At 70.9% G+C, this 25,639-nt stretch carries 22 protein-coding genes; 8 read left to right on the top strand and 14 right to left on the bottom strand.

Features of this window, described 5'->3' with window-relative positions; translation table 11 throughout:
* Positions 1–278: 278 nt before the first annotated feature.
* From R4I43_RS18620 to R4I43_RS18630, 3 genes are all read right to left on the bottom strand, one after another.
* Positions 279–863, bottom strand: coding sequence for a hypothetical protein (locus tag R4I43_RS18620; protein WP_324266909.1), 585 nt, complete (start codon positions 861–863; stop codon positions 279–281).
* Between the two features lie 168 nt (positions 864–1,031).
* The gene (locus tag R4I43_RS18625; protein ID WP_324266910.1) at positions 1,032–1,667 is read right to left on the bottom strand and encodes a hypothetical protein; all 636 of its coding nucleotides are present in this window, start codon (positions 1,665–1,667) and stop codon (positions 1,032–1,034) included.
* 161 nt (positions 1,668–1,828) lie between these two features.
* The gene (locus R4I43_RS18630) at positions 1,829–4,135 is read right to left on the bottom strand and encodes a sodium-translocating pyrophosphatase (RefSeq protein ID WP_324266938.1); all 2,307 of its coding nucleotides are present in this window, start codon (positions 4,133–4,135) and stop codon (positions 1,829–1,831) included.
* Positions 4,136–4,649: 514 nt separating this feature from the next.
* On the opposite strand from R4I43_RS18630, the gene R4I43_RS18635 reads away from it, so the two are divergent.
* On the top strand, positions 4,650–7,034 hold the full coding sequence (locus R4I43_RS18635) for a DEAD/DEAH box helicase (RefSeq protein ID WP_324266911.1): 2,385 nt from the start codon (positions 4,650–4,652) through the stop codon (positions 7,032–7,034).
* A 104-nt stretch (positions 7,035–7,138) separates the two neighbouring features.
* Here the strand turns inward: R4I43_RS18635 and R4I43_RS18640 are convergent, their stop codons facing one another.
* From R4I43_RS18640 to ssd, 8 genes are all read right to left on the bottom strand, one after another.
* Positions 7,139–7,804: a bifunctional DNA primase/polymerase gene (locus tag R4I43_RS18640; RefSeq protein WP_324266912.1), complete on the bottom strand. Its 666-nt coding sequence runs from the start codon at positions 7,802–7,804 to the stop codon at positions 7,139–7,141.
* A gap of 349 nt (positions 7,805–8,153) precedes the next feature.
* On the bottom strand, positions 8,154–8,498 hold the full coding sequence (locus tag R4I43_RS18645; RefSeq protein ID WP_324266913.1) for an Rv3654c family TadE-like protein: 345 nt from the start codon (positions 8,496–8,498) through the stop codon (positions 8,154–8,156).
* The gene (locus R4I43_RS18650) at positions 8,495–8,806 is read right to left on the bottom strand and encodes a TadE family type IV pilus minor pilin (RefSeq protein ID WP_324266914.1); all 312 of its coding nucleotides are present in this window, start codon (positions 8,804–8,806) and stop codon (positions 8,495–8,497) included. Before R4I43_RS18650 ends, R4I43_RS18645 begins: the two co-directional genes overlap by 4 nt.
* Positions 8,803–8,994, bottom strand: a complete 192-nt coding sequence (locus R4I43_RS18655) for a DUF4244 domain-containing protein (RefSeq protein ID WP_324266915.1) — start codon at positions 8,992–8,994, stop codon at positions 8,803–8,805. Before R4I43_RS18655 ends, R4I43_RS18650 begins: the two co-directional genes overlap by 4 nt.
* Before the next feature lie 15 nt (positions 8,995–9,009).
* Entirely contained in the window at positions 9,010–9,588 is a 579-nt protein-coding gene (locus tag R4I43_RS18660) for a type II secretion system F family protein (protein WP_324266916.1), read from the bottom strand.
* Positions 9,585–10,358 carry a type II secretion system F family protein gene (locus tag R4I43_RS18665; RefSeq protein ID WP_324266917.1) on the bottom strand — a complete coding sequence of 258 codons (774 nt, stop codon included), beginning with the start codon at positions 10,356–10,358 and terminating at the stop codon, positions 9,585–9,587. Before R4I43_RS18665 ends, R4I43_RS18660 begins: the two co-directional genes overlap by 4 nt.
* The gene (locus R4I43_RS18670) at positions 10,352–11,509 is read right to left on the bottom strand and encodes a TadA family conjugal transfer-associated ATPase (protein ID WP_324266918.1); all 1,158 of its coding nucleotides are present in this window, start codon (positions 11,507–11,509) and stop codon (positions 10,352–10,354) included. Before R4I43_RS18670 ends, R4I43_RS18665 begins: the two co-directional genes overlap by 7 nt.
* An 81-nt stretch (positions 11,510–11,590) precedes the next feature.
* The gene (ssd, locus tag R4I43_RS18675) at positions 11,591–12,703 is read right to left on the bottom strand and encodes a septum site-determining protein Ssd (protein WP_324266919.1); all 1,113 of its coding nucleotides are present in this window, start codon (positions 12,701–12,703) and stop codon (positions 11,591–11,593) included.
* 606 nt (positions 12,704–13,309) lie between these two features.
* Between ssd and R4I43_RS18680 the strand changes: the two genes are divergently transcribed.
* The 4 genes from R4I43_RS18680 (at position 13,310) to R4I43_RS18695 (ending at position 19,637) form a co-directional block, all read left to right on the top strand.
* Positions 13,310–14,170 (top strand): HAD-IB family hydrolase, encoded by an 861-nt coding sequence (locus R4I43_RS18680; RefSeq protein ID WP_407691268.1) that lies wholly within the window; start codon positions 13,310–13,312, stop codon positions 14,168–14,170.
* Between the two features lie 725 nt (positions 14,171–14,895).
* Positions 14,896–16,635: a glycoside hydrolase family 3 protein gene (locus R4I43_RS18685; protein WP_324266921.1), complete on the top strand. Its 1,740-nt coding sequence runs from the start codon at positions 14,896–14,898 to the stop codon at positions 16,633–16,635.
* A 5-nt stretch (positions 16,636–16,640) separates the two neighbouring features.
* Positions 16,641–17,891 (top strand): exo-beta-N-acetylmuramidase NamZ family protein, encoded by a 1,251-nt coding sequence (locus R4I43_RS18690; protein WP_324266922.1) that lies wholly within the window; start codon positions 16,641–16,643, stop codon positions 17,889–17,891.
* A gap of 9 nt (positions 17,892–17,900) precedes the next feature.
* Complete coding sequence (locus R4I43_RS18695; protein WP_324266923.1) at positions 17,901–19,637, top strand: serine hydrolase domain-containing protein; 1,737 nt, start codon at positions 17,901–17,903, stop codon at positions 19,635–19,637.
* Between the two features lie 24 nt (positions 19,638–19,661).
* On the opposite strand, the gene R4I43_RS18700 is transcribed toward R4I43_RS18695, so the two are convergent.
* Complete coding sequence (locus R4I43_RS18700) at positions 19,662–21,284, bottom strand: purine-cytosine permease family protein (protein ID WP_324266924.1); 1,623 nt, start codon at positions 21,282–21,284, stop codon at positions 19,662–19,664.
* Between the two features lie 272 nt (positions 21,285–21,556).
* Between R4I43_RS18700 and R4I43_RS18705 the strand changes: the two genes are divergently transcribed.
* Together R4I43_RS18705 and murQ are read left to right on the top strand one after the other, a co-directional pair.
* Positions 21,557–22,477 carry a MurR/RpiR family transcriptional regulator gene (locus tag R4I43_RS18705; protein WP_324266925.1) on the top strand — a complete coding sequence of 307 codons (921 nt, stop codon included), beginning with the start codon at positions 21,557–21,559 and terminating at the stop codon, positions 22,475–22,477.
* A 52-nt stretch (positions 22,478–22,529) separates the two neighbouring features.
* Positions 22,530–23,441: an N-acetylmuramic acid 6-phosphate etherase gene (gene murQ, locus R4I43_RS18710; RefSeq protein WP_324266926.1), complete on the top strand. Its 912-nt coding sequence runs from the start codon at positions 22,530–22,532 to the stop codon at positions 23,439–23,441.
* Positions 23,442–23,495: 54 nt separating this feature from the next.
* Here murQ and R4I43_RS18715 read toward each other — a convergent pair whose 3' ends face one another.
* Both R4I43_RS18715 and R4I43_RS18720 read right to left on the bottom strand, forming a co-directional pair.
* Entirely contained in the window at positions 23,496–24,425 is a 930-nt protein-coding gene (locus R4I43_RS18715; RefSeq protein WP_407691269.1) for a nucleoside hydrolase, read from the bottom strand.
* Between the two features lie 2 nt (positions 24,426–24,427).
* Positions 24,428–25,174, bottom strand: coding sequence for a Fic family protein (locus R4I43_RS18720; RefSeq protein WP_324266928.1), 747 nt, complete (start codon positions 25,172–25,174; stop codon positions 24,428–24,430).
* Between the two features lie 273 nt (positions 25,175–25,447).
* Between R4I43_RS18720 and R4I43_RS18725 the strand changes: the two genes are divergently transcribed.
* A partial coding sequence (locus R4I43_RS18725) for an acetyl-coenzyme A synthetase N-terminal domain-containing protein (protein ID WP_324266929.1) occupies positions 25,448–25,639 on the top strand: 192 nt, incomplete at its 3' end.

The raw sequence follows: 25,639 nt of genomic DNA on the forward strand, positions 1-25,639 counted from the left end.
GAGACCCCGAAGCCCGACCGGCCCCGCCGCCGGCCTTCTTCGTTCGTGTCGACCCAGCCAACGCTTACCTGCTCTCTTCTTCCGGAAGCATCCCTTGCACCCGGCGCCCATCCGTTTCGTGTCCCCGGAGTGTGCGCGCCGCACGGTTCACCGTGCCGCACCGGGAAGGCACAGGGTTGCACATAACACGCCGATGTTCGCCGACGTCTTGTTGTACGAACGTATCGGGTTACCGAGGTGTTCCGTTTCGTGACCTGGCGTGATGTGCGTCAACCCGGTCAGGAGACGAGCGGGATCATTCCCTCGATCGCACCATCGGGCAGCGGTCCTACCAGCTCGGCGAGCCTGGCGAGGCGTCTCCGGCCGGTCACGCGCAGCGCCGGTCCGCCCGCTCGGGCACCGACGGTCTTGGCCGGCAGTCCGCAGCCGCGGAGGGCTTCCGCGAGTGGTTCGTGCGTGTCGGGGGCGTGCGGGTCGAGCCCGAGGCGGTAACCGTTCGGGTCGGCGGTGCCGGACGTGAGCGCCCAGATCCGCAGTGCCCAGCCATCCGGCACGTAACCCGACGGTACAGACTTCACGGCGCCGCGCAGCCACTGCGCGGCCAGGCCGGTGAGGTCGGAGCGGAACGCGGTGCGGACCAGCGGTCGCCCTTCGTCGGAGCGGCCGAGCTCGGCCTGCACGCCCCGCTCGGAGCAGGCGGCGAGCAGGCAGCGGGCGCGCCACTCGGCGTCGACCACCACCGACAGCCGTGCCGCGGTCCCGCGGCCGAAGCCCACGGCCTGCCCGGGTCCGCACAGCATGCCCGCGAGGTCGGCGACGTCCGCCCGCCGAGCCTCTGCCGAGTAGAAGGACAGCTGGTCCACGATCGGGATGCTAGAACAGCAGTTCGAGATTATCCACCAACGTAACCCGATCGATTGAGTCCCGACGCCCGGTGGACACGATTTCAATGGAAATCGTGGACCCGAATTCCATCGAAGTCCGGGACCTGATTTCCATTGAAATCGCGTCGTTCACCCAGGTGAGTGGGATTACTGGGGTTGCCCTGGCTGGGCTGGGGCGGGAGCGGGTTGTCCGGGGGCCGGTTGAGGTGGGGCCGGGTTGAAGAAGGGCTTGCAGCCCGGGGCCTGCTTGGCGGCCTCGGCGAGCTGCTGGTTCTTCTCCAGGGCGCCGAACTTGCTGTTGAGGTCGACCTGCGTGCTCTTCTGGAGTTCGCCCTGCAGCGCCGTCATGCCCTCGGTGAACTTCTGCTTGTCGTTCGGGTCGACCTGGTCGGCCTTCGCCCGGGCGCCCACCAGGATGTCGCGGATCTGCACGAAGCCGTCCTGGATGCCCTGGTTGACCTGGTCACCGCCCGCGATCGGCGACGGCGGCAGCTGCTGCAGCCCGCGGACCGTACCGTCAGCGGTCTTGCTCGCGGTGTCCAGCCGGGCGACCACCGAGTTCTTCATCGCCGCGGTGTTGCTCTTGTCCACCCCGGGCAGGTTCTTCTGGGACGCGGAGAAGTCGTTGACCAGCCCGCACAACCGGCCTGCCCACTCGATCCCCTCCGGGCCCGCCGCCTTCGGCGGAGCCGGGGCCGGTTCGGGCGCCGGTGCCGTTCCGCAAGCGCTCAGGGCCAGCGGGATGGCCGCGAGCGCCGCGAGGGACGTCGCACGGAACCTCATTGCGAACTCCTCACATGGATCGGAGTAGCTCTCGCTGTGCGGTCGGACTCTCTCGTACCGCCACACCTCCCGGTGAAACCGGGGTCGCCCGTCACGATGACTCCCCTGCGCACAGCGATGGGCGCCACCCGAACCGGGTGACGCCCATCGTCGAGGCCGATCTAGGCGCGAGCGCCGTTGATCGTCTTGTCGTCCGCTGGCTCGTCCGCGATCGCGGTCGAGCGCCGCTTGGAGATCACCACGGCACCGGTGATCACCGCCAGCGCGACCACCGCGATGCCGATCCGCACCGCCGGGTTGGCTGCGTCACCGACGGCGAAGTAGACCACGGCCGGCGCGATCAGCACCGACACCAGGTTCATCACCTTCAGCAGCGGGTTGATCGCCGGACCGGCGGTGTCCTTGAACGGGTCACCCACGGTGTCACCGATGACCGTGGCGGCGTGCGCCTCGGACCCCTTGCCGCCGTGGTAGCCGTCCTCCACCAGCTTCTTCGAGTTGTCCCAGGCACCGCCCGAGTTGGCCAGGAAGATGGCCATCAGGGTGCCGGTGGCGATGGCACCGGCCAGGTACCCGGCCAGCGGCCCGACGCCCAGGCCGAAGCCGACCGCGATCGGCGCCAGCACCGCCAGCAGGCCGGGCGTGGCCAGCTCGCGCAGCGAGTCGCGGGTGCAGATGTCGACCACCCGGCCGTACTCCGGGCGCTCCGAGCCGTCCATGATCCCCGGCTTGTCCTTGAACTGGCGCCGCACCTCGTAGACCACGGCACCGGCCGCGCGGGACACGGCGTTGATCGCCAGACCGGAGAACAGGAACACCACCGCGGCACCGATGATCACGCCCACCAGGACGTTCGGCGCGTAGACGAAGAACTCCGAGGTGGACAGCTCGCCCGCCACGTCGGACAGCGCGGCGCCGATCGCGTCGGTGTAGGAGCCGAACAGCGCCGTCGCCGCCAGCACCGCCGTGGCGATCGCGATGCCCTTGGTGATCGCCTTGGTGGTGTTGCCGACCGCGTCGAGCTCGGTGAGGATCTTCGCGCCCTCGCCCTCGACGTCACCGGACATCTCGGCGATGCCCTGCGCGTTGTCGCTGACCGGGCCGAAGGTGTCCATCGCGACGATGACGCCGACGGTGGTCAGCAGACCGCAACCGGCCAGCGCGATCGCGAACAGCGCCACCGGCAGCGAACCGGACAGCAGGAACGCGCCGAACACGGCCGCGCCGATGATCGCCGCGGTGTAGACGGCGGACTCGAAACCGACCGACAGACCGGTCAGGATCACGGTGGCGGCACCGGTCAGCGAGGACTTGCCGACGTCCTGCACCGGGCGGTGCTCGGTGGCGGTGAAGTAGCCGGTCAGCTTCAGGATGACCACCGCGAGCAGGATGCCGATGATCACGGCCATCAGCGCCACCAGCGCCGGGCTGCCCGGAGTCGCGCGGACCTCCTCCGACACGCCGGAGAGCTCGGCGAAGGTGCTCGGCAGGTACAGCATCGCGGCGACCGCGCACAGCACCGCCGAGATCCCGGCTGAGATGTAGAACGAGCGGTTGATCGCGGTCAGCGCGCTCTCACCGGCGCGGGCCTTGGTGATGTAGACGCCGATGACCGCGGTGAGCACGCCGATGGCCGGCACGATCAGCGGGAACAGCAGCCCGTGCGCGCCGAAGGCCGCGGTGCCCAGGATCAGCGAGGCGACCAGCGTCACCGCGTAGGACTCGAACAGGTCGGCCGCCATGCCCGCGCAGTCACCCACGTTGTCGCCGACGTTGTCGGCGATGGTCGCGGCGTTGCGGGGGTCGTCCTCGGGGATGTTCTGCTCGACCTTGCCGACCAGGTCGGCACCCACGTCGGCCGCCTTGGTGAAGATGCCGCCGCCGACTCGCATGAACATCGCCAGCAGCGCGGCGCCGAAGCCGAAGCCCTCCAGCACGCGCGGCGCCCCGCCCGCGTAGACCAGCACCACCAGCGCGGCACCGAACAGGCCGAGGCCGACGGTCATCATGCCGACCACACCGCCGGTGCGGAACGCCACGCGCATCGCCTTCTCGCGCCCCTCGCCCGGCTCGCGGGCGGCGGCGGCCACGCGCACGTTCGCGCGGGTGGACAGCCACATGCCAAGGTAGCCGATGGCGGCCGAGAACGCGGCGCCGAACAGGAAGAACACCGATCGGCCGATGCGCTCGCCGATGGTCTCCGCGGGCAGCGCGAACAGCACCAGGAACACCGCGACCGCGAAGATCGCCAAGGTGCGGAACTGCCGGTTCAGGTAGGCCGACGCTCCTTCCTGCACGGCCTTGGCGATGTCCTGCATCTTCGCGGTGCCCTGCCCTGCGGCGAGCACCTCCTTGATCAGGACGTAGCCGAAGGCCAGTGCTGCCAGAGCGATGACCATGACGGCACCGACCACTCCGTAGTCGATGCCTGCGAGCTCGATGCCGGTGGCTTGCTGGGTGAGGTCCATCCGGGTTTGCGAGCTCGGTGGTGCAGCGCCCTGGGCCCAGCCGTGCTGGACCGGGGTGAGCAGGGACATCCGTCCTCCTGGGTTGTGCTCGGTTCTCACACCGGAGGCCCCGACACGCTCTAACCGGGCCCCGATGCGCGGTGGGCGGCCCCGCCCGGTACGGCCCGTGTTCGTTCGCTGGCCGTCCGTGGCGACGTCGTGGGTCGGGAGTCTATTCAGACCACGAGTGGCTTACCTCACGGTGTGATACGCAACTCGTGTCGACGTGCAGATCTGTTACCGAATAATCGATCCAGAGGGCCACTTGATCCCCTGTTCGGACATATTTCAATTTGGACCGAACGGGTGACATGAGGTATGGCGTGTCGCCCCGTGATCCGCAGGGACCCCTCCGTCAGGGCGGAACACGGTCTGGAATTGCCCCGAAGGCGTGAAAGCGGACGCAGATCTCGTGCGGGATCCGCGGCCTCGTGCCGACTCGCGAGGGGAACACCTGTGCGGGTGCGGATCAGGTTTGTGCAAGGCTGAACACGTGCGCGAGGAGGACAAGGGACAGCGGCTGCTCGGCCGCGTCCTCGCCGGGATCCCGGCCGACGAGTCGCCCGTGACGCACGTCGAGCACCGGTCGGCCCGGCCCGCCCAGACCTCCGACTGGCCGAAGTGGGCACCGCCCCGGCTCGTCGAAGCGTTCCAGGCCCGCGGCGCGGACGAACCGTGGATCCACCAGGTCGAGGGCGCCGAGGCCGTGCAGGACGGCGAGAACGTCGTCGTGGCCACCGGCACCGCCTCCGGGAAGTCGCTGGTCTACCAGCTGCCGGTGATCTCCCAGCTGCTCAGCGACCCCAAGGCCACCGCGCTGTACCTCTCCCCGACCAAGGCGCTGGCCGCCGACCAGCTGCGCAGCATCTCCGAGCTGGAGCTCGGGGAGATCCGCGCGGTGAGCTACGACGGCGACACCCCGCAGGTCGAGCGGGACTGGGTCCGCCAGCACGGCCGGTGGATCTTCACCAACCCCGACATGCTGCACTTCGGCGTGCTGCCCGCGCACGGGCGCTGGGCGCACTTCTTCCGGCGGCTGACCCACGTCGTGATCGACGAGTGCCACACCTACCGGGGCGTGTTCGGCTCGCACGTCGCGCTGCTGCTGCGCAGGCTCCGCCGGATCGCCAACCGCTACGGCTCGGACCCGGTGTTCGTGCTGGCCTCGGCCACCGTCTCGGACCCGGCCGAGCTCGCCGAACGGCTGACCGGGGTGCGCTGCCGCGCGATCACCGAGGACGGTTCGCCGCGCGGTGCGCGCACCGTCGCGCTCTGGGAACCGCCGCTGCTGGACGACCTGGTCGGCGAGAACGGCGCTCCGGTGCGCCGCAACGCCGGGTCCGAGGCCGCGCGGATCCTGACCGAGCTGGTCATCGAGGACGCCCGCACGCTGGCCTTCATCCGCTCCCGGCGCGGCGTCGAGCTCGCTGCGCTCGCCGCGCGACGCGCTCTGTCCGAAGTGGACTCCTCGCTGCCCGACCGGGTCGCCGCCTACCGCGGCGGATACCTGCCGGAGGACCGCCGGGAGCTGGAACGTTCGCTGCTGACCGGGGAACTGCGCGCCGTGGCCACCACCAACGCGCTGGAGCTCGGGGTGGACATCTCCGGACTGGACGCCGTGGTCGTCGCCGGATACCCGGGCACGCTCGCGTCGTTCTGGCAGCAGGCCGGTCGCGCCGGTCGGGACGGGGACGGCGCGCTGGTGGTGTTCGTGGCGCGCGACGACCCGCTGGACACCTACCTGGTGCACCACCCGCCCGCGGTGCTGTCCCGACCGGTGGAGGCCACCGTGCTCGATCCGGCCAACCCGTACGTGCTGGAGCCGCACCTGGTCTGCGCGGCGGCCGAGCTGCCGCTGACCGAGGAGTCCTTCGAGATCTTCGGCGGCGAAGCCGCGCACCGCGCGGTGGAGGCGCTGACCGCCGACGGCGTGCTGCGACGGCGTCCGCACGGCTGGTTCTGGACCGAGCGGGAACGCCCGCACCGCAACGTCGAGCTGCGCGGCTCCGGCGGGCCTCCGATCGCCGTGGTGGAGGGCGAATCCGGGCGGATGCTCGGCACGGTCGACCCGGATTCGGCGTGCTCCACGGTGCACCCGGGCGCGGTGTACCTGCACCGGGGCGAGTCGTTCGTGGTCGACGAACTCGACCTGGACGCCGCGATCACGCTGGTCCACGAGGAGAGCCCGGACTGGACGACCTCACCGCGCAACGACGTGGACATCTCCGTGCTGCGGACCATCTCCAGCAGCGACACCGGAGCCGGGGTCACGGTGCACCTCGGCGAGGTGGAGGTGACCTCGCAGGTCATCGGCTACCTGCGGAAACGACCCACGGGCGAGGTGCTGGACCAGGTCCCGCTCGACCTGCCCGCGCAGACGCTGCGCACCCGAGCCGTCTGGTACACGGTGAGCCAGGAGCTGTTGATGAGCAGCGCGCCGGGGGGCGCCGGGCTGGAACCGGCGCGCATCCCCGGCGCGCTGCATGCTGCCGAGCACGCGGCGATCGGCCTGCTACCGCTGTTCGCGACCTGCGATCGATGGGACATCGGCGGGGTCTCAACCGCGCTGCATGCAGACACCGGGGAGGCAACGGTGTTCGTGCATGACGGCCATCCGGGAGGGGCCGGATTCGCCGATCGCGGTTTCGCCGCATTGGTCCCCTGGCTGGTCGCGACGCGGGAAGCGATCGCTTCCTGCGACTGCCCGGCCGGATGCCCGTCCTGCGTTCAGTCACCGAAGTGCGGGAATGGCAACGAACCGCTGGACAAGGCAGGGGCGGTGGCTGTTCTCGACGCGGTGTCGGCCGTGCTTCGGGGCAACACCGGCGGTCCGGGTGGGCTACCCGACCAGGCACGATGAGCACGTCTGGCTGGTGCGTGCTCGCGGGAATCTCGTGACCGGTCGGGCCGGGGAGCCCTGGGCGCGGAAAACCGGACCGTTCGGTGCGTCACGGCCGCACAGGATCACCTGCTCGCTGCGAGAAGTTCCGCCACGTTCTCCGGTTGGTCATCGATTTCCAGTGCGGTCCGGAGCGCGTCCTGGACGAACTCCGGGCTGGGCAGCTGCCAGGCGCACACCTCGGGCTTGACCCGCCAGTGCACCGCGCCGCCGGGGTAGGCCGATGGCGGCAGCGGGACCCAGCTCCCCTTGCCGTGCAAGCGGATTCCGCGTTCCTCGGCCAGCTCGTCGTTGAGCCGACCCCCAGGGGCCATCAGGAAGAACCAGCTGCCGGTCGGGGTCGCCACGATCGGCACCGGGAATCCGCCGGCCCGCAGCGCCTTGGCCGCTCGCCTGCCGATCGCGGTGTCGACCTCGATGGCCTCGACCTGGTGCCCGGTGGCGAGCAGCAGGTTGTAGGGCTGCTCGTCCCACCAGGACATGACCTCGGACAGGTCAGCCCCCAGGCGGTCCTCCCAGTCGGCGTGGGCCGGGGTCGGACCGTGCAGCTGCCTGCCGCGGCGGCCGTGCCACTCGTCATCTCGGGGAAACGTTCCGGGCAACACCGACCAACCACGCGACGCGAAGTCGATTGCCTGCACGCGCAGGTCGATCCGGCTGCTGGTCAGCCCGGCCGGGTGGGCCGGGACGCCGCGGAAGGCGCTCTGCCACCTCTCCGCAGACCATTGCATGTGCTCCGCCTCCTTGTTCAGCGGTGAGCGGACTCGTGCGCCCCTGAGGTCGACCGGCCGGATTTCGGGGTTCCGGCCGATCCCCTGACCTCCTTGTCAGGTGGACCTCGGTTCGTGGCGAACCCGGGCTCGCCGCTCACACATTCAAAGAAACGTCATCCGGCACCGGGGCGTACAGCCCCCTTGCGACGACCGGTCGTTCGGCGGCGACGAACGTGAAAGGTTCAACACACGCACTGAAAGATCAATATCAGCGCGGAACTCCGCTGGTGACTCCGCGCCGACCGCTCCCCTGCCCACCGGACCGTTCGCCGACCGCTCGTCGTACGCCCGGCGTAATACGCGCGGCTCAGCCCGCCAGGGGTCCGGCCCGCGCTCGTGCGCTGGGCGGTCGCCGACCGGCTAGCAGGCCCGGCAGCTCCCCGGTGACCTCGACCCGGACCTCTCGTCCGGTCAGCGTGCAGGCGACGAGCTCCGCCCGCATCCCGCTGGTCACCCGTCCGGCCTGCGCGCAGGCGAGTTCCCGTCCACCGATCGCGTGGGACGCCGCCGCCAGCGCGGCGAGGTCGGCGGCGCCCTCGGCCCGGTGCCGGGCGACGGTCGCGGCGCCGAGCTGGACCAGCCACCACAGCAGGACCAGCACGACCAGCGACAGCACCGCGGCCAGCACGGTCGCCGAACCCCGGTCGTTCATCGTCCCTCCCCCGGTTCGAGGACGGCGACGGCCTCGGCGTGAAGCCAGTGCGCGCTCACCCGCACCTCGACCTGATCGCCGCTCGTTGTGCGCTCGTAGCGGGCGCCCACCGGCGCGATGGTGCGCACCGCCTGCTCCGCCCGGGGCGCGTCACCCCGGGCGAGCAGGCGGGCGGCCTCGACGGCGGCGTCCTGGCAGCGCAGCTGGCCCAGCACCGCAGCGGCGCCGAGCAGCAGTAGCCCGAACACCGCGACCAGCGCGCAGAGGCCGACCGCCGCCTCGACGGTCACCGAACCCCGGTCGTTCACGCACCGGCTCCCTGCAGGGCGCGCCGGACGAGTTCGGTGAGCGCCTCCTCGACGGAGCCGCTGGTCACCACCGCGTACAGGGTGGTCGCGAAGGCCACGGCGGCGAGCGTGCCGACCGCGTACTCCGCCGTGGACATGCCGTCGTCGCCGGTCAGCGCGGCTTGCAGCCGCCGGATCAGGTTCCGCATCTTCAGCTCCTCCGTCTACAGTGGATTTATCGGGAGTCGTTCGAGCATGCCGAGCACGACCGGCAGCACGCCCAGGCACAGGAACGCGGGCAGGAAGCACAGCCCCAGCGGCGCCGAGATCCACACGGCACCGCGCTGGGACCGCGCCTCCGCGAGTTCGGAGCTGCGCGACCTGGCGCGCTCGGCTATGTCGGCCGCCACCTCGGCGAGCGCGCTGCCGGTGCGCGCTGTTCTCCTCGCTGCGCGGGCGAGTTCTGCGGTGCCGGGGTCGCGCAGCGCGGGTTCCCACGCGGTCGCGGCGTCCGAGCCGAGGTCGAGGTGGTCGGCGACCTCGTGCAGGGTTCGCCGCGCGCCACCGCCGACCTCGACGGCCACCGCTCGCACGATCACCGGCACCGGCAGCCCGGCCCGCATCCCCGCCGCCAGCAGGTCCCACCCGGCGGCGAGCGCCAGCGGGTCAGCCCGCTCCTCCCGCTTCGGCCGGGGTTTCGCCGCTGCGCGCGGGCGGGGCCGGTGCACCCGGTGACGGGTCGACGGCACCGGGATCAGCAGCACCGCCGCAGCCGCGCTCAGCAGCGCGAACACCTGGCTCATGAGCGCACCACCGACCTCGTCAGCCGCGAGCTCCACAGCACTCCGGCGATCAGCAGCGCGACGCCGAGGAGCAGCAGCAGTTGACCGGCCGGGCCGCTGCCGAACACCGCGAACGGCGAAGCGCCGGCCGCCTGCCCGAAGGCCAGCCCCAGCACCGGGAGCCCGGTGAGCACGCCCGCCGTGGCGCGGGGACCGGCCATCTTCGCCGCGACCTCGCGCCGGAACGCGGTGCGGCGCTCGACGTCGCGGCGCAGCGAGTCCAGCAGTTCCGCGAGCGCGACGCCGTGCCGCTCGGCCAGCTCCCAGGCCCGGGTCAGCCGCTCCACCGGCGCGCGTGGTCGCCCGGCGAGCGCCGAGACGTCGCCGCCGAGCCGGGCGGTGGCCGCCAGGTCCCGGAAGAGCCCGGCGACCTGCGGACCCGCTTCGACTGCCGCGCCCTCGGCCGCCCCGGCCGGGTGCGCGCCCGCCCGCAGTTGCGTCACGAGCAGCCGCAGCGCCTCGGCGAACTCCGCGTGCAGCGCGAGTGCGCGCTGCTCTCCGCGGCGCTCGCGGAGCTGCCGACCTGCGAGCAGGGTCAGCGCCATCGCCGCGCAAAGGCCTGCTGGACCTGCGAACACCCACCCGGCGAGTCCCGTTGCCAGCGGCAGCAGGCGTTTCGGGTTCGACAGTCGCAGCGGCGGGCGCGGGAGACCGGGCAGCCGGTGGCGCGTGGTGGCCGGCGGCCAGCACAGCAGGCCGGCCGCGGCGAGCAGGGCACTGGTGATCAGCACGGCAACGCACCTCCCCTGGACTCGATCAGCTCCGCGAGATCGTTCCGCCCCACGCCCCAACCGGTTTCGGCTTCCCACGCCGGCCGGACGGTCACCTGCTCCCCCACCCGGTGCAGCACGCCGATCGCGGCGAGGCGCCTGCGGCGCACCTGCAGCACGACCTGGACGGCCGCGGCGAGCTGGCTGTGCAGGGCGTCGCGGGACAGACCGCCGAGCGCGGCGAGCGCCTCCATCCGCGCCGGGACCTCGCGCGGCGAGTTGGCGTGCAGCGTGCCGCCGCCCCCGTCGTGCCCGGTGTTGAGCGCGGACAGCAGCTCGCGCACCTCGGCGCCGCGCACCTCACCGACGACCAACCGGTCCGGGCGCATGCGCAACGCCTGCCGCACGAGTTCGCGCACGCCGACCTCCCCGGCGCCCTCGACGTTCGGCGGCCGGGTCAGCAACCGCACCACGTGCGGATGCCGGGGACGCAGTTCGGCGGCCTCCTCGACGCAGACGATCCGCTCGTGGTCCCCGACCTCGCCGAGCATCGCCGCCAGCAGCGTCGTCTTGCCGCTGCCGGTGCCGCCGGTGATCAGGAACGCGAGGCGGCGGGCCACGATCTCGCGCAGCACGGCGGAGATCCGCTGGTCGAAGGTTCCGGCTCGGCGCAGCGCGGCGAGGTCGTGCGCGGCAGGGCGCAGCACGCGCAGCGAGATGCAGGTCCCGTCGCCGGCGACCGGCGGCAGCACGGCGTGCAACCGGACGGCGCGCGAACCGCGTTGCGTCAGCCAGGCGTCGACCCACGGTTGCGCGTCGTCGAGCCGCCGCCCGGTGGACATCGCGAGGCGTTGCGCGAGCCGGCGCACCGAGTCCTCGTCGGGGAAGCGCACCCGCGCTGGACGCAGGCCGTCGCCGCGGTCGACCCACACCTTCTCCGGCGCGGTGACCAGCACGTCGCAGGTCTCCGGGTCGTCGAGCAACGGCTCCAGCACTCCCGCGCCGGCGAACTCCTGCTGCACGAGGCGCAGCGCGGCGAGCACGTCGGCGTCGGCGACCAGACCGTCGGACTCGGCCCGCACCGCTTCGGCGACAGCGGTGGGGCTCAGCGCCGAACCGCTGGCCACCAGCCGGTTTCGCACGCGCGCCAGCAGTTCTCGGTCCACGGACATGACGGGCCTTCCCTTCCCCGGCCGGAAAACGGCAGGACGGCATGGCCGATCGACCAGGATCGGCCTCGGATCAGCGGGGGTTCAGCGCCGGGCCGGCAGCTCCGCCGCGGCGAGTTCGGTGAGCACGGCGCCCGCTGCGGTGGCCAGCGGGCTCCGGTGGTGCAAGGCGGAGGCGAGATCGCCTCGGTCGACGGCGGCGGCCAGGCGCGGTTGTGGTCGCATCGTGGCGAGCACGGGCGCCCCTGCGGCCCTCGCCACGTCGCCTGGCCGCAAGCCGCCCGGCGACGGCCCGCGAACCACCAGCCGCACCGGGCATCCGGCGCGTTCGGCCACCGAGGAGACGACCCGGGCGGCCGCTGCGCAGGCCCGCACCTCGGCGGGAACCACGACGACGGCCAGCTCGGCGTCACCGAGCACCGGACCGTCCACCGGGGCCGGGCAGCGCGGCAGGTCGCACACCACTGTCGCGCCCGACCGGCGGCCCGCGCCGAGCACCGCGCGCACGCCCTCGGGGGTCAGCCCGCGCGGGGAGCGGTCCCGGTCGCAGGCCAGCACGGCGAGTTCGCCCGGTCCGACGCGCTTCTTCGGCAGCGCTTGGCGCAAGGTCGCGGCGCCGAGCCGGCCGGTGCCGACCGAGAGCCCGGACCAGCGCAGGCCTTCTTCGCGTTCGAGCCCGACCGCGAGGTCCAGGCCGCCGCCGAGCGGATCGCAGTCCACCAGCAGCGACCGGCCGCCGGAGCGGGCGGCGATCACCGAGGCCGCGGTGGCCAGCGCCGACGCGCCCGCGCCGCCGCATCCGCCGAGCACCGCCAGCACCCGTCCTCCGCCGGACGGTGCGTCGACGGCGTCGGCGAGCAGCTCGATCAGCTCGTGCTCGTCGGTGGGCAGGGTCAGCACCCGCTCGGCGCCGATGTCGAAGGCGGTCCGCCACAACCGCTCTCCGGGCGCCCGGCACAGCAGCGCGACGCCGCGTCTGCGCGGCAGACCGCGTGCGGCGCAGGCCTCGGCGGTGGGCTCGTCGAGCAGCACCAGCGGGGCGGTCCGCCAGGCGGTCGGCAGCAGTCGTGGGGCGCGTTCGAGCTCGCTCCCGGAGGCGGCGGCGAGCCGGGAGACCTCCTCGGCGAGCTCGGCCTCGCGCACCACCAGCAGCGGGCGAGCGGTGTCCGGAGCGGGCGATCGTGCGGCGGCGAACATGGCGAACTCCCAAGATCAGGACTTTTCGGAGGAGAACCACTTCCGGATCGACCGGAAGAAGGAGCGTGGTGCCGCGAATGGCCGCTCGTTATCCAAAGTGACCCGATGCCCGTCGACTGCCAAGCGATTTCTGAAATCTGTGGATGAACCCCCTCGCTGTGGACAACTCATCTAACTCGAAAGAGTTGCACGAGGTCCGCAAAATAAATGAAGGGAACTCACATTTCCCTCACCTGGAAACTGTTGCGCGAGCACGAACTTCGCGCAGGTGGGAGCATGCGCGTACGAGACGACCCCCGCCAGGGGGGAGGGGCGGGGGCCGTCGTAGTTCAGCTCCGGGGGGTCGAGCTGAACTGGTCCGGTCATGCCGGACTCCCAACACTGTAGCCCGCAGATCCCCAGTGATGCCTCCCGTCCATTTGAGGGAACGTCTTTGCTCTCAGTGCCCGATAACTTGCTCGGATCCATTCAATCGTGGCAATAAATCCATCACAGCGGCGAGCAACCTTCCGGCCACCACACGGTGCGTGAAAAATCGCGCTCCCATCGAGCCCTCCCCGGGCGGCGGCACCAGCACCCCGCGACAGGCGCGAAAGCCGCCTGGAAATGCCGCAACCGCACGGCTCGTATGCTGTCGGCGTGACTGAGCCCGCGAACCCCGCCGCTGCTTCCGGACGCCGGGTGGCCGCGTTCTTCGACCTGGACAAGACCATCATCGCCAAGTCGAGCACGCTCGCCTTCAGCCGCCCGTTCTTCCAAGAAGGGCTGATCAACCGCCGAGCGGTGCTCAAGAGCGCCTACGCGCAGTTCGTCTTCATGCTCGCCGGCGCCGACGCCGACCAGATGGACCGGATGCGCGCCCACATCACGTCGTTGTGCACCGGCTGGGACATCGAGCAGGTCAACGCCATCGTCGAGGAAACCCTCCACGACATCGTCGACCCGCTGGTCTACAAGGAAGCCACCCAGCTCATCGCCGACCACCAGGACCAGGGCCACGAGATCGTCGTGCTGTCGGCCTCCGGGCAGGAGGTCGTCGCGCCCATCGCCAAGCTCCTCGGCGCCGACCACTGGTCCGGCACCCGCATGGTCGTCTCCGAAGACCGCTACACCGGCGAGGTCGACTTCTACTGCTCCGCCGAGAACAAGGCCGTCGCCGCCAGGGAACTCGCCGACAAGTACGACTACGACCTCAGCGAGTCCTACGCCTACTCCGACTCCGTCACCGACATGCCGCTGCTCGAAGCCGTCGGCCACCCCACCGTCGTCAACCCCGATCGCGGCCTGCGCAAGGAGGCCGTCCAGCGCGGATGGCCCTCGCTGGCCTTCGAGCACCCCGTCTCGCTGCGCGCCCGCATCCCCACCCCCTCGCGCGCCGCGGTCACCGCGGCAGGCGTCGGGCTGGGCGCCGTGGCGGCCGCCGGCGCCACCTGGTGGGGCATCCGCACGTGGCGTCGCCGCAGGTGACCTGAGACCCCGGTGAACCACGCCCCGGTTCGCCCCGAAGAACCCTTGCAGTGACGGGCATCACGGTCTACAAAGGGAAGTGCGGACCCTGTTTGGCCAGGGACGTTACGGAGGAGAAGTAGCGTCCACCCCTCTCAGGCTCCGCGCGCGAGACTTGGAGCACCCACGCGTCGCCGCAGATAAGGCTGTCGTGCACAGGGTTGCGTACCGGGACGCCGGACGCCTAGCCCACAAGTTACGACGAACAGCACGCTTGGTAACCCAGGACCTCGCGCGAGGGGGCGGCGCCCAACACGGGCGCCGCTCCTTTTTGTTCTTGTGGGGTTGCTCGGTGGCTCTCGTTCGGCGAGACGACTCGGTTGGTCGGTGGGTTTCGCCGTAGGGACAAGACTCCGTGGTCACGTTGCTCAGCGGTGCCAGAAGCGGAACCTGGAGCGGCTTCGTGGACTCCGCGCGCCGCGACTTGTGTATGCCAACACACGGCGTCACGGCGTGCTCGCCACGAAGCCGCTCAGAACCCGCGGCGGTGCCAGCGCCCTAGGTGGGGGTAAAGAAAAAGCGACTTCCTCGCTTGCCTGACGGTGGTCGCCACTCGATCCATCTCGAACATTGACCTCCACATTCCAGGTGAGTAATTTCCTACTTCCAATGATTTGTGGTGAACAGTTCTCCGGTTGGAGGCCGATGTGGCGTTGCGTACCCGAACTCGACGTGCGCTGATCGCGTTGAGCGCACTGGCCGTCGGCGCCACCGCGCTGACCACCACCGGAAGCGCCCTGGAACCCCGCGCCCAGACCGCCGACGAGTTGCTCCGGGAGATGACGCTGGAGGAGAAGGTCGGCCAGCTGTTCGTCACCTACGCCTACGGCCGCACCGCCGACACGCCGGATCCCGTGAACCGGGAGGAGTTCGGCGTCGACACCCCGGCGCAGGTGGTGCAGAAGTACCACCTCGGCGGGATCATCCACTTCACCTGGTCCAACAGCCTCTACGACCCGAAGCAGATCGCCGAGCTGTCCAACGGGTTGCAGACCGCCGCGACCGGTTCCGGCGCGCAAGTGCCGCTGCTGATCTCCACCGATCAGGAGCAGGGGCAGATCACGCGGATCACCGAACCGGTCACCCAGCTGCCCGGAAACATGGCGCTCGGGGCGGGGCGCAACCCGCAGGACGCCGAGCGGTCCGCGGCGATCACCGGCCAGGAGCTGCGGGCGATGGGCCTGAACATGAACTTCGCGCCGAGCGGTGACGTCAACGTCAACCCGGAGAACCCGGTGATCGGCGTCCGCTCGTTCTCCTCCGATCCGGCGCTGGCGGCCCAGTTCACCGCCGCCCAGGTGCGCGGTTACGAGGACGCACAACCCGCGGGCGAGGGCGTGTCGGCCTCGGTGAAGCACTTCCCCGGGCACGGCGACACCAACACCGACAGCCACACGGCGCTGCCGGTCATCGAGCACGACCGCCAGCAGTGGGAGCAGTTGGACGCGCCGCCGTTCAAGGAAGCCATCGCGGCCGGCACGGATTCGGTGATGAGCGCGCACATCGTGGTCCCCAAGCTCGACGACTCCGGGCAACCCGCCACGCTCGCGCCGAACGTGCTGACGGGGATGCTGCGGAAGGAGCTCGGCTACCAGGGCGTGGTGTTCACCGACTCGCTGCAGATGGAGGGCGTCCGCCAGCAGCACCCGGACTCCGAGATCCCGGTGCTGGCGCTGCAGGCCGGTGCGGACGTGATGCTGATGCCGCAGAACCTGCAGGTCGCCATCGACGGCGTGATCGCCGCCGTCCGCGACGGGCGGCTCACCGAGCAGCGCATCGACGAGAGCGTGTCGCGGGTGCTCAAGCTCAAGGAGGGCCGCGGCGTGCTGGCCAACCCGTTCGTCGACGTGTCCCGGGTCGATTCGTTCGTCGGCAACGAGCAGCACCTCGCCGACGCCCAGCGGATCACCGACCGCACCACGACGCTGCTGCGCAACGAGGCCGCGCTGCCGCTGAAGTCCCCGGGCAAGGTGTTCGTCACCGGCGCGAGCGAGAAGGGCACCGAGGCGCTGTCGAACTCGGTGCGGGCGCGCGGGCCGCAGAGCTCGGCGCTGGCCACCGGCACCAAGCCGACGCCGGAGCAGATCAACCAGGCCGTCGAGCAGGCCGAGGCGCACGACGTCGCGGTGGTGCTCACCAACGCCGCCTGGAACCCGGACAACGCGGGGCAACTGGACCTGGTGCGCGCGCTGCAGCAGACCGGCAAGCCGGTGATCGCGGTCGCCACCCGCGATCCCTACGACGCCGGTCACGTCGACGTTCCGGCCTGGATCGCCAGCTACTCGGACAAGCCGGTGGCGATGGAGTCGGTCGCCAAGGTCCTCTTCGGCGAGACCACCCCGGCCGGCAAGCTGCCGGTCCCGGTCCCCGACCCTGGTAAGCCTGGTGCGGACAGGTATCCCTTCGGCTTCGGTCTGGCCTGGTGAACGACATGAGCTCAATCGGAAGGCGGCGCTTCCTGACCGCCTCGGCGCTGGCGGTCCCGGCCGTCGGCGTGGCCTCCAGTTCGGCCTGCGCGGCCAAACCGGCGCAGATCGCTCCCGGGCAGGTGCGCACCGGCGCGGACGTGCTGGCCGGGCGGGACTTCTCTGACCTCGCCGGCCGCAAGCTCGGCGTCGTCACCAACCCGACCGGCGTGCTGTCCACCCTCGATCACCTGGTGGACGTGATGCACGCGAGCGGCGCGGTCGACATCGCGGCGGTGTTCGGGCCCGAGCACGGGTTCCGGGGCACCTCGCAGGCGGGCGGGTCGGAGGGCGACTACCGCGATCCGCGAACCGGGTTGCCGGTCTACGACGCCTACGGCGCGGACGCCGCGAAGCTCGCCGAGCTGTTCCGCAAGGCGGGCGTCGAGCAGGTCGTCTTCGACATCGCCGACGTCGGCACCCGCTTCTACACCTACATCTGGACGATGTACACCGCGATGCAGGCCGCCCAGCAGCTCGGCCTCGGGTTCGTCGTGCTGGACCGGCCGAACCCGGTGGGGCCGCTGGTGGCCGGGCCGAAGCTGGACCCGAGGTTCGCCTCCGGCGTCGGCGAGCTGCCGATCGTGCAGCAGCACGGCATGACCGTCGGCGAGCTGGCCCGGATGTTCGACCGCACCTACCTGCCCGCTCCGCTGCCGGAGCTCAACGTGATCAGGGTCGAGGGGTGGGCCGGCCGCACCGCTGACACCGGGCTGCCGTGGGTTCCGCCGAGCCCGAACATGCCCACCCCCGACACCGCGGCGGTGTACCCGGGGACCGGGCTGTTCGAGGGCACGACGTGGTCCGAGGGGCGCGGCACGACCCGGCCGTTCGAGATCATCGGGGCTCCGGGCATCGACTGGAAGTGGGCGGAGGAGCTGAACAAGCTCTCGCTGGAGGGCGTTCGCTTCCGCGAGACCTACTTCGTGCCGACGTTCTCCAAGCACGCCCAGCAGCCCTGCGGGGGCGTGCAGCTGCACCGCACGGGTGATCTCGACCCGATCGAAGTGGCGGTTGCGATGTTGGTCACAGCCCGACGGCTCTTTCCCCAGCTGTTCGCTTGGCGCGAGGATGGAATGGTCGACAAGTTGTCCGGCTCCGACAGGCTGCGCGGCATGGTGGACGCGGGCGCCGGCGTTGGCGAGATCACCGATTCCTGGCGGCAGGACGTCGTCGACTTCCGCCGGCAGCGCGATCCGTACCTGCTGTACCGCTGAGGGGGCTCGATGGGCAAGACCGTGCTGGCGGCCGTGGCGCTGCTGTCGCTGACCGCGTTGAGCGGGTCCGCCGTGGCGGCCCCGGGGCGCGCGGCCGGGCACTTCGACCGTCCGCAGGACGGCTTCGCGCCCGCCGAGACGCTGCTGCAGGACGGCACCCCCTCGGGCATCGGGCTCGACCCGGAGCCGATCGACGACGCGTGGCGGCAGCTGGCCGCCTGGACCGAGAAGACTCCTGACCTGCAACATCCGATGTACGCCGGTGCCGTGGGGCTGCTCGCGCACGACGGCGTGGTCGTCAGCCGCACCGCCGCGGGCAAGGAACTGCGCTACGCCGACGGCAAGGGCACCGAGCTGCCCGCGCAGGACCAGGAGCCGATGCGGACCGACACGATCTTCGACGTCGCCTCGATCAGCAAGCTGTTCACCTCGATCACCGCGCTGCAGCTCGTCGACGACGGCGAGATCTCGCTGAACGACCCGGTCGCCCAGCACCTGCCGGAGTTCGCGGCCAACGGCAAGCAGGACATCACCGTCGAGCAGCTGCTCACCCACACCTCCGGGCTGCAGGCCGAGGTGCAGCTGTGGAAGCTGCCGCCGGAGCAGCGCATCCCGTCGGTCATGGCGCTGACCCCGGAGCACCCGCCGGGCACGAACTACGAGTACTCCGACCCGAACATGATCACGCTCGGCGTGCTGGTCGAGCGCGTCACCGGGCACCCGCTGGACCAGGTCGTCCAGGAGTGGATCACCAAGCCGCTGGGCATGTCCGACACCGGCTACAACCCGCCGGCGTCGAAGCTGGACCGCATCGCGGCCACCGAGTTCCAGGCCGACCCGCCGCGGGGCATGGTGCGCGGCCAGGTGCACGACGAGAACGCCTGGTCGCTGGGCGGTGTCGCCGGTCAGGCCGGGGTGTTCTCCACCGCCGACGACCTGGCGAAGCTCGGGCAGGCGCTGCTCAACGGCGGGGCCTACGGCGGCACCCGGATCCTGTCGGAGCGCACGGTCGAGAAGATGCTCACCGACTTCAACGCCGAGTTCCCGGGCAACGCGCACGGTTTGGGCTTCGAGCTCGACCAGCGCTGGTACATGGCCGGGCTCAGCGCCCCGCGCACCGCCGGGCACACCGGCTACACCGGGACGTCGCTGGTCATCGACCCGGCGTCGCGGTCGGTGGCGGTGCTGCTGACCAACCGGGTGCACCCGTCGCGCGAGTGGGGGTCCAACAACCGCGCCCGCCAGGCCCTCGCGCAGGGCATGGCCCGCGCGCTGGCGGTGTTCCCGCGCCAGGGCCGGGAGTCGTTCCACGCGCCGCAGGGCGCGACGCTGACCACCGATCCGCTGGGTCCGGCCGGGGGTCCGCTGAAGGTGTCGTTCGACGCGTTCGTCGACACCCAGCGGGACGCCGACGGCACCGATGCGCTCACCGTCGAGTCCAGCTCGGACGGGGTGAACTGGCGGCCGGTGCCGCTGACGGCGTCCGGTCCCGGTGCGCCGGAGGGCCCGCAGCAGGCGCTGGCGGGTTCCGGGCACCGGGCCTGGTGGAAGGTCAACGGCGAGGTCCCGTCCGGGCCGGGCGAGAAGGTCCAGCTGCGCTGGCGGTACAACACCGACGCCCAGTACGAGGGCCGAGGGGTGAACGTCGACGGCCTGAAGGCCACCGACGACGACCGCACGCTCCTGGACTCCGAGCGCGACTCCACCCGGCTGCACCTGCAGGGCTGGACCCCGGTCCCCCGCTGAACCTCTTCCCGGTATTTCCACCGATCAGGACGCCGGGAGCACCAGCGTCCCGGTCTTGTCGGTGGTCACGCACAGCGAGCAGATGATCTTGCCCTCCTCCGCGCTGGCCAGCACGTCGGGCCGCTCGAACTCCTGCGCGCAGTAGTCGCAGGTGTAGGCGGTCGCGACCGGGGTTCCTGCCGCGTCGAAGCGGGGCTCGGCGATGCCGTCGTCGCTGCGGCGCAGGTAGTACCGGCCGCCGGTCGCGATCGCCATCACCGGCGTCAGGACCACGGCGATCACCACGGCGGCGATCGGCGAGTACGGCTGGATCGCCGCGCCGAAGGCCCCGAAGTACATCGCGATCGAGATGATCGCCGAGGCCAGGAAGGCCGTGACGCCCACCGGGTTGACGGCGTGCAGCATGCCGCGCCGGAACTCCGGCTCCTTCGGCGAGATCTTCAGCGCGAACTTGTTGATCATGATGTCGGCGGCCACCGTGCACACCCACGCGATCGCGCAGTTGGCGTAGAAGCTCAGCACCGAGTTCAGGAAGGCGAACATGTTCGCCTCCATCAGGATCAGCGCGACCGCCAGGTTCGCCAGCACGAACACGATCCGGCCCGGGTAGCGCTTGGTGACCCGCGTGAACGAGTTCGTCCAGGTCAGCGAGCCGGAGTAGGCGTTGGTGACGTTGATCTTGACCTGGCTGAGCACCACCAGCACCACGGCCAGCGGGATCGCCAGCCACAGCGGCATGAACAGCTCGTAGATGCCCATGAACTGCTGCACCGGCTCGGTCGCCGCCGCCCCGGCCGCACCCATGATGAAGAACGCCAGGAACGCGCCGGTGGCCTGCTTGACCGCGCCGAACACGACCCAGCCCGGGCCCGCGACCAGCGTCGACAGCCACCAGGTGCGCTTGTTGGACTCGGTGCGCGGCGGCATGAAGCGCAGGTAGTCGATCTGCTCGCCGATCTGCGCCATGAGCGACAGCGCCACGCCCGCGCCGAGCATGACCGACGCGGCGCTGAGCCCGCCGCCCTCCTCACCGGCGAAGGCCAGCCAGCGGCTCACCGAATCCGGGTCGACGACCACCAGGTAGCCGATCGGGCCGACCATCAGCAGCAGCCACAGCGGAGTCGTCCACACCTGCAGCTTGCTGAGCGCCTTCATCCCGTAGATGACCAGCGGAACCACGACCAGCGTGGTGATCAGGTAGCCCAGCCACAGCGGCACGCCGAGGCCGGCGTGCAGGCCCTGGGCCATGATCGCGCCCTCGGTGGCGAAGAAGATGAAGGTGAAGCTGCCGAAGATCACGCTGGTCAGCACCGAGCCGTAGTAGCCGAACCCGGCGCCTCGGGTGATCAGGTCGAGGTCGATGTTGTAGCGGGCGCCGTAGTAGGCCAGCGGCACGCCGGTCACGAAGATGATCAGCGCGGCGACCAGGATCGCGACCAGCGCGTTGAGCGTGCCGTAGCTCAGGCCGATGCCCGCGCCGATGGAGAAGTCGGCGAGGTAGGCGATGCCGCCCAGCGCCGTCGTGGCCACCACGCCGGGCTTCCAGCGCCGGTAGCTGCGCGGGGCGAAGCGGAGGGTGTAGTCCTCCAGCGTCTCCCGCACCGCCTGGTCTTGCGACGAGTTCTTGCGCGGTGAATCGACGACCATCAAGTCCCTCCTCGGCCGAACACGCGTGCGCCCGGAAGTGTCCGCGGCCGATGTTTCCGGTGCCGGAGAGGCGTGTTTCTGTCAGATGACAAAAACGCGCGACGGGCACGCACCGTAGGAGGTGGACATGTCGATCTCGGGTGACCGGGTAGTTGGTCCTCACCGAACTTCGCGTCGGTCGTGCAACCTGGAAACACGGACGGACCGTCTACACGACGGACACTGGAAGAGACGCATTGACCTGCACAAGAAACGGTTAGTAAGTTTCCCACATGGCCACTACGGAAATTCCCGCTGAATCAGGCGAGGGCAGCCCCCTCGTCACGATTCGCTCGCTGCTGCCCGGACTCGCGCGGGCCGAGCAGCGCGTGGCCAACATCGTGCTCGCCGACCCGGCCTCGATCTCGCGCCGCAGCATCACCGAGGTCGCCGAAGCCGCCGGCACCAGCGAAACGACCGTCACGCGATTCTGCAAGGCGATCGGCGTCGGAGGATATCCCGACCTGCGCATCGCCCTGGCAGCCGACACCGCGCGCACCTCGACCCGCGACCGGGAGCTCGGCGGCGACATCGGCCCGGACGACGGCATCGGCGAGATCATCTCCAAGGTCGGCTACGCCGACGCCAAGGCCGTCGAGGAAACCGCGGGCCAGCTCGACCCGACCTCGCTGAACGCGCTGGTCGACGCCGTGGCCACCGCGCGGCGCATCGACGTCTACGGCGTCGGCGCCAGCGCCTTCGTCGCCCTCGACCTGCAGCAGAAGCTGCACCGCATCGGGCTGGTCAGCTTCGCCTGGTCGGACACCCACAACGCGCTGACCTCCGCCGCGGTGCTCGAACCCGGCGACGTCGCGATCGGCATCTCGCACACCGGCGCCACCACCGAGACCGTGGAGGCGCTGCGCGAGGCCAAGCGGCACGGCGCCACCACCGGAGCGATCACCAACTTCGCCCGCTCCCCGATCACCGAGGTCACCCACCACGTGCTGACCACGGCGGTGCGCGAGACGACCTACCGGTCCGGCGCGATGGCCAGCCGGATCGGGCAGCTGACCGTGATCGACTGCTTGTTCATCGGTGTCGCCCAGCGGCACCTGGAGCAGACCAGAACGGCGCTGGAAGCGACGCGCCAGGCGGTCTCCGGACACCGTCTCGGCAGTCGCCCCGATCGGCGCCGGCACAAAGAGGCGTGATGCTCCGCGCTCTCCACGGCCGGCCTCGAACAACCGAATCAGGAGGCATGAATTGAGCCGGGATCACGCGATCCGCGTCGCTTCGCCGACCGAGCAGACCAACCCCAACACCCGCGACATCGACCTGCTGCCGACGCTGGACGTCCTGCAGCTGCTCAACAGCGAGGACCGCACGGTGCCCGAAGCCGTCGGACGGGTGCTGCCGGAGCTGGCGGAGGCCGTCGACCTCGCGGTGGCGGCGCTGCGGTCCGGCGGCCGGGTGCACTACGTCGGCGCGGGGACGTCGGGGCGGCTGGCCGTGCTCGACGCCGCCGAGCTGATCCCGACGTTCAACGCACCGCCGGACTGGTTCATCGCGCACCAGGCGGGCGGGCCCGCGGCTTACCAGCACGCGGTGGAGAACGCCGAGGACGACGAGGACGCGGGTGCTCGCGAGATCCGCGCCCAGGGCTCGGACAAGGACTTGGTGTTCGGCCTGGCCGCCTCCGGCCGCACCCCGTACGTGATCTCCGCGCTGGCCGCCGCGAAGGAGATCGGCGCGAGCACCGCGCTGCTGACCTCGAACCCGAACCCCGGTGATGTCCCGGCCGACGTGGTCATCGCGCCCGACACCGGCCCGGAGCCGATCAGCGGGTCGACCCGGATGAAGGCCGGAACCGCGCAGAAGCTGGTGCTCACCTCGTTCTCGACGGCGGTGATGATCAAGCTGGGCCGGGTCTACTCGAACTTCATGGTCAGCATGCTGGCGACCAACGCCAAGCTGCGCGGACGCACGATCAACATCCTGCAAGAGGCCACCGGCGCCTCCGAGGAGACGTGCTCGGACGCGCTGACCGCGGCGGGCGAGGACCTCAAGACGGCCCTGGTCCACCTGCTCTCCGGCGCCGACGTCGAGCGCTCCGCAGCGGCCCTCGCGGTGGCCGACGGCCAGGTCCGCGACGCCCTCCGCACCCTGCAGCGCTGACCTCCGCCCGCGACGGGATGGACGCGGGATCGCGTTCATCCCGGGCCGGAGCGGTCAGGCCATCGACCTGGCGATGACGGTGAAGGCCTCGGTCATGAGGTCCCAGAAGCGGGCCTGGTCCAGGGTGGTCGGGACCAGGGCGTTGCGGGTCTCGGGCGGTGCCTTGAAGTCGGTGACCGTCATGCCGGAGGTGTAGCGGCCCTGGGTCTCGACGTCCACGCGCGCGGGAACGGCGTCCATCAGCGTCGGGTCGATCAGGTGCGCGATCGCGCAGGCGTCGTGGATGGCGGGGCCGAGCTCCTGGTAGTCGGGGAACCGGCCGTAGAAGTCCAGGCACGGCGTGAGCAGCTCGGCCTCGAGCCTGCCGAGCCCCTCGAACCGCCTGCGGACCTCGGCGTTCGCCCGGGCCTGGTGGGTCAGGTCGAGCCCGATCATGACCGTCGTCCAGCCGGCCTCGAACACCACGGCGGCGGCCTCCGGGTCGGTCATGATGTTGAACTCGGCCGCCGGGGTCCGGTTGCCGCGCGTGTAGGCGCCGCCCATGATCACGAACTCGGCTGCCCACTCCACGATCCGCGGTTCCTTGCGGACCGCGAGCGCGATGTTGGTCAGCGGACCCGTGGCGACCAGGCTGATCTCGCCCGGCGCCGCGGCCAGCGTGTCGATGATCAGGTCCACCGCGTGCCGGGGGTCCAGCTCGGCGGCGGTCTCGGGCAGCACGACCTCGCCCAGGCCCATCACGCCGTGCACGTTCCCGGCGTTGATGCCCTCGCGCTCCAGCGGTCGCCCGGCACCGCGCGCCACCGGCGCGGTCATGCCGTAGAAGTCGCGCAGCCGCAGCGAGTTCTCGGTGGTGAACTCCAGGGGCACGTTGCCGCCGACGGCGGTGATGCCCACGACCTCCAGCCGCGGGTCGCCGTGCGCCAGCGCGAGGGCCAGCGCGTCGTCGATGCCCGGGTCGCAGTCGATCAGGACCTTCTTCACCGTCATCCCTCCTGCACCGCGTCGGCGATCGAGGCCGCCTCGCGAGCACCGGTCTCCAGCGCCGAGCAGCAGTAGACTACCCAGGCCGCGACCGCCTCGGGGTCACCGGTGGCGAAGCCCAGCGCGCGCTCGGCGTAGTCCTCCTGCCTGCGGAAGTAGGCGACCTCCGGCACGACCAGGCCCTTCGGGTCCAGGCCGCTGCCGATGACGGCGAGCCGGGCGGCGGCGCGGGCGATGACGCCGTCGGCCTGGCCGAACGGGGTCAGCGCGAGCAGTTCGCCGTGCACGACGGCGGCCAGCACGGGACCGGCGCCGTGCGCCTTGGGCTCGGCGATGATCTCGCTGAGCAGGTCCAGCCGTTCGGAGATCACCGGATCGGTCTGCGGGCGGCCGAGCTGCTCGGGATCGTCGACGAGATCGCTGGCGGCGAGCACGTGCATCCGCGCCAGCGCCTGGCGGGGCGCGCGCTGCCAGGTGGGCAGCAGGGTGCCCATCGCTTCGGCGACGCGCAGCGAACCGGCCAGCAGCGGGTCGCTGACCTCACCGGATTCGGGGATCTCGGCGGCACCGCCGGCGACCGCGGCGGAGGCGCGAGCCGCGCGCACCGAGGCTTCGGCGGCCGTGGCCGGCCAGCCGCGCCGGTTGGCCGGGTGCCGGTGCACCTCGTCGATGGCGGCGCGAGCGGCGGCCACGGCGTCGGTGACCCCGTCGAGTTCCAGCAGCGGTGCCAGCGAGGGCTTGTCGTTCACGGGTGCAGACGCTACCGGCCCGAGCTGGAAACCCCAGCGAGCGGCCCGCATGCGAGTTGTGACACAGTTGCGAACGGGTTGCACGCGTTGAACCCAGCGTTACCGCAGGACAACGCACCGGATCCAATGCGGAACCGGACAGTGACGGTATGGATCCAGTCCGTTGCGACCGATTGGTCTGAACCAATAAAGCGAAACCTCTGTTGCAGTGAGCGAGATCGCACTACGGTTCCTCCTAGCACTGCATTCACATCTCCAGGGAGGTTCTGGGCAATGAGCCAGCCCGACGGGCAGAGCAACACGCTCGACAACCTGCTCACGGAAAGCAGGTCATTCCCGCCGTCTGAGGATTTCGCGGCGCAGGCCAACGCCACGTCGGCGCTGTACGGCCAGGCCGATGCCGATCGTGAGGCGTTCTGGGCCGAGCAGGCCTCGCGGCTGGCGTGGGACACCAAGTGGGACCAG

The organism is Saccharopolyspora mangrovi (assembly GCF_035320975.1).
Lineage (GTDB): Bacteria > Actinomycetota > Actinomycetes > Mycobacteriales > Pseudonocardiaceae > Saccharopolyspora > Saccharopolyspora mangrovi.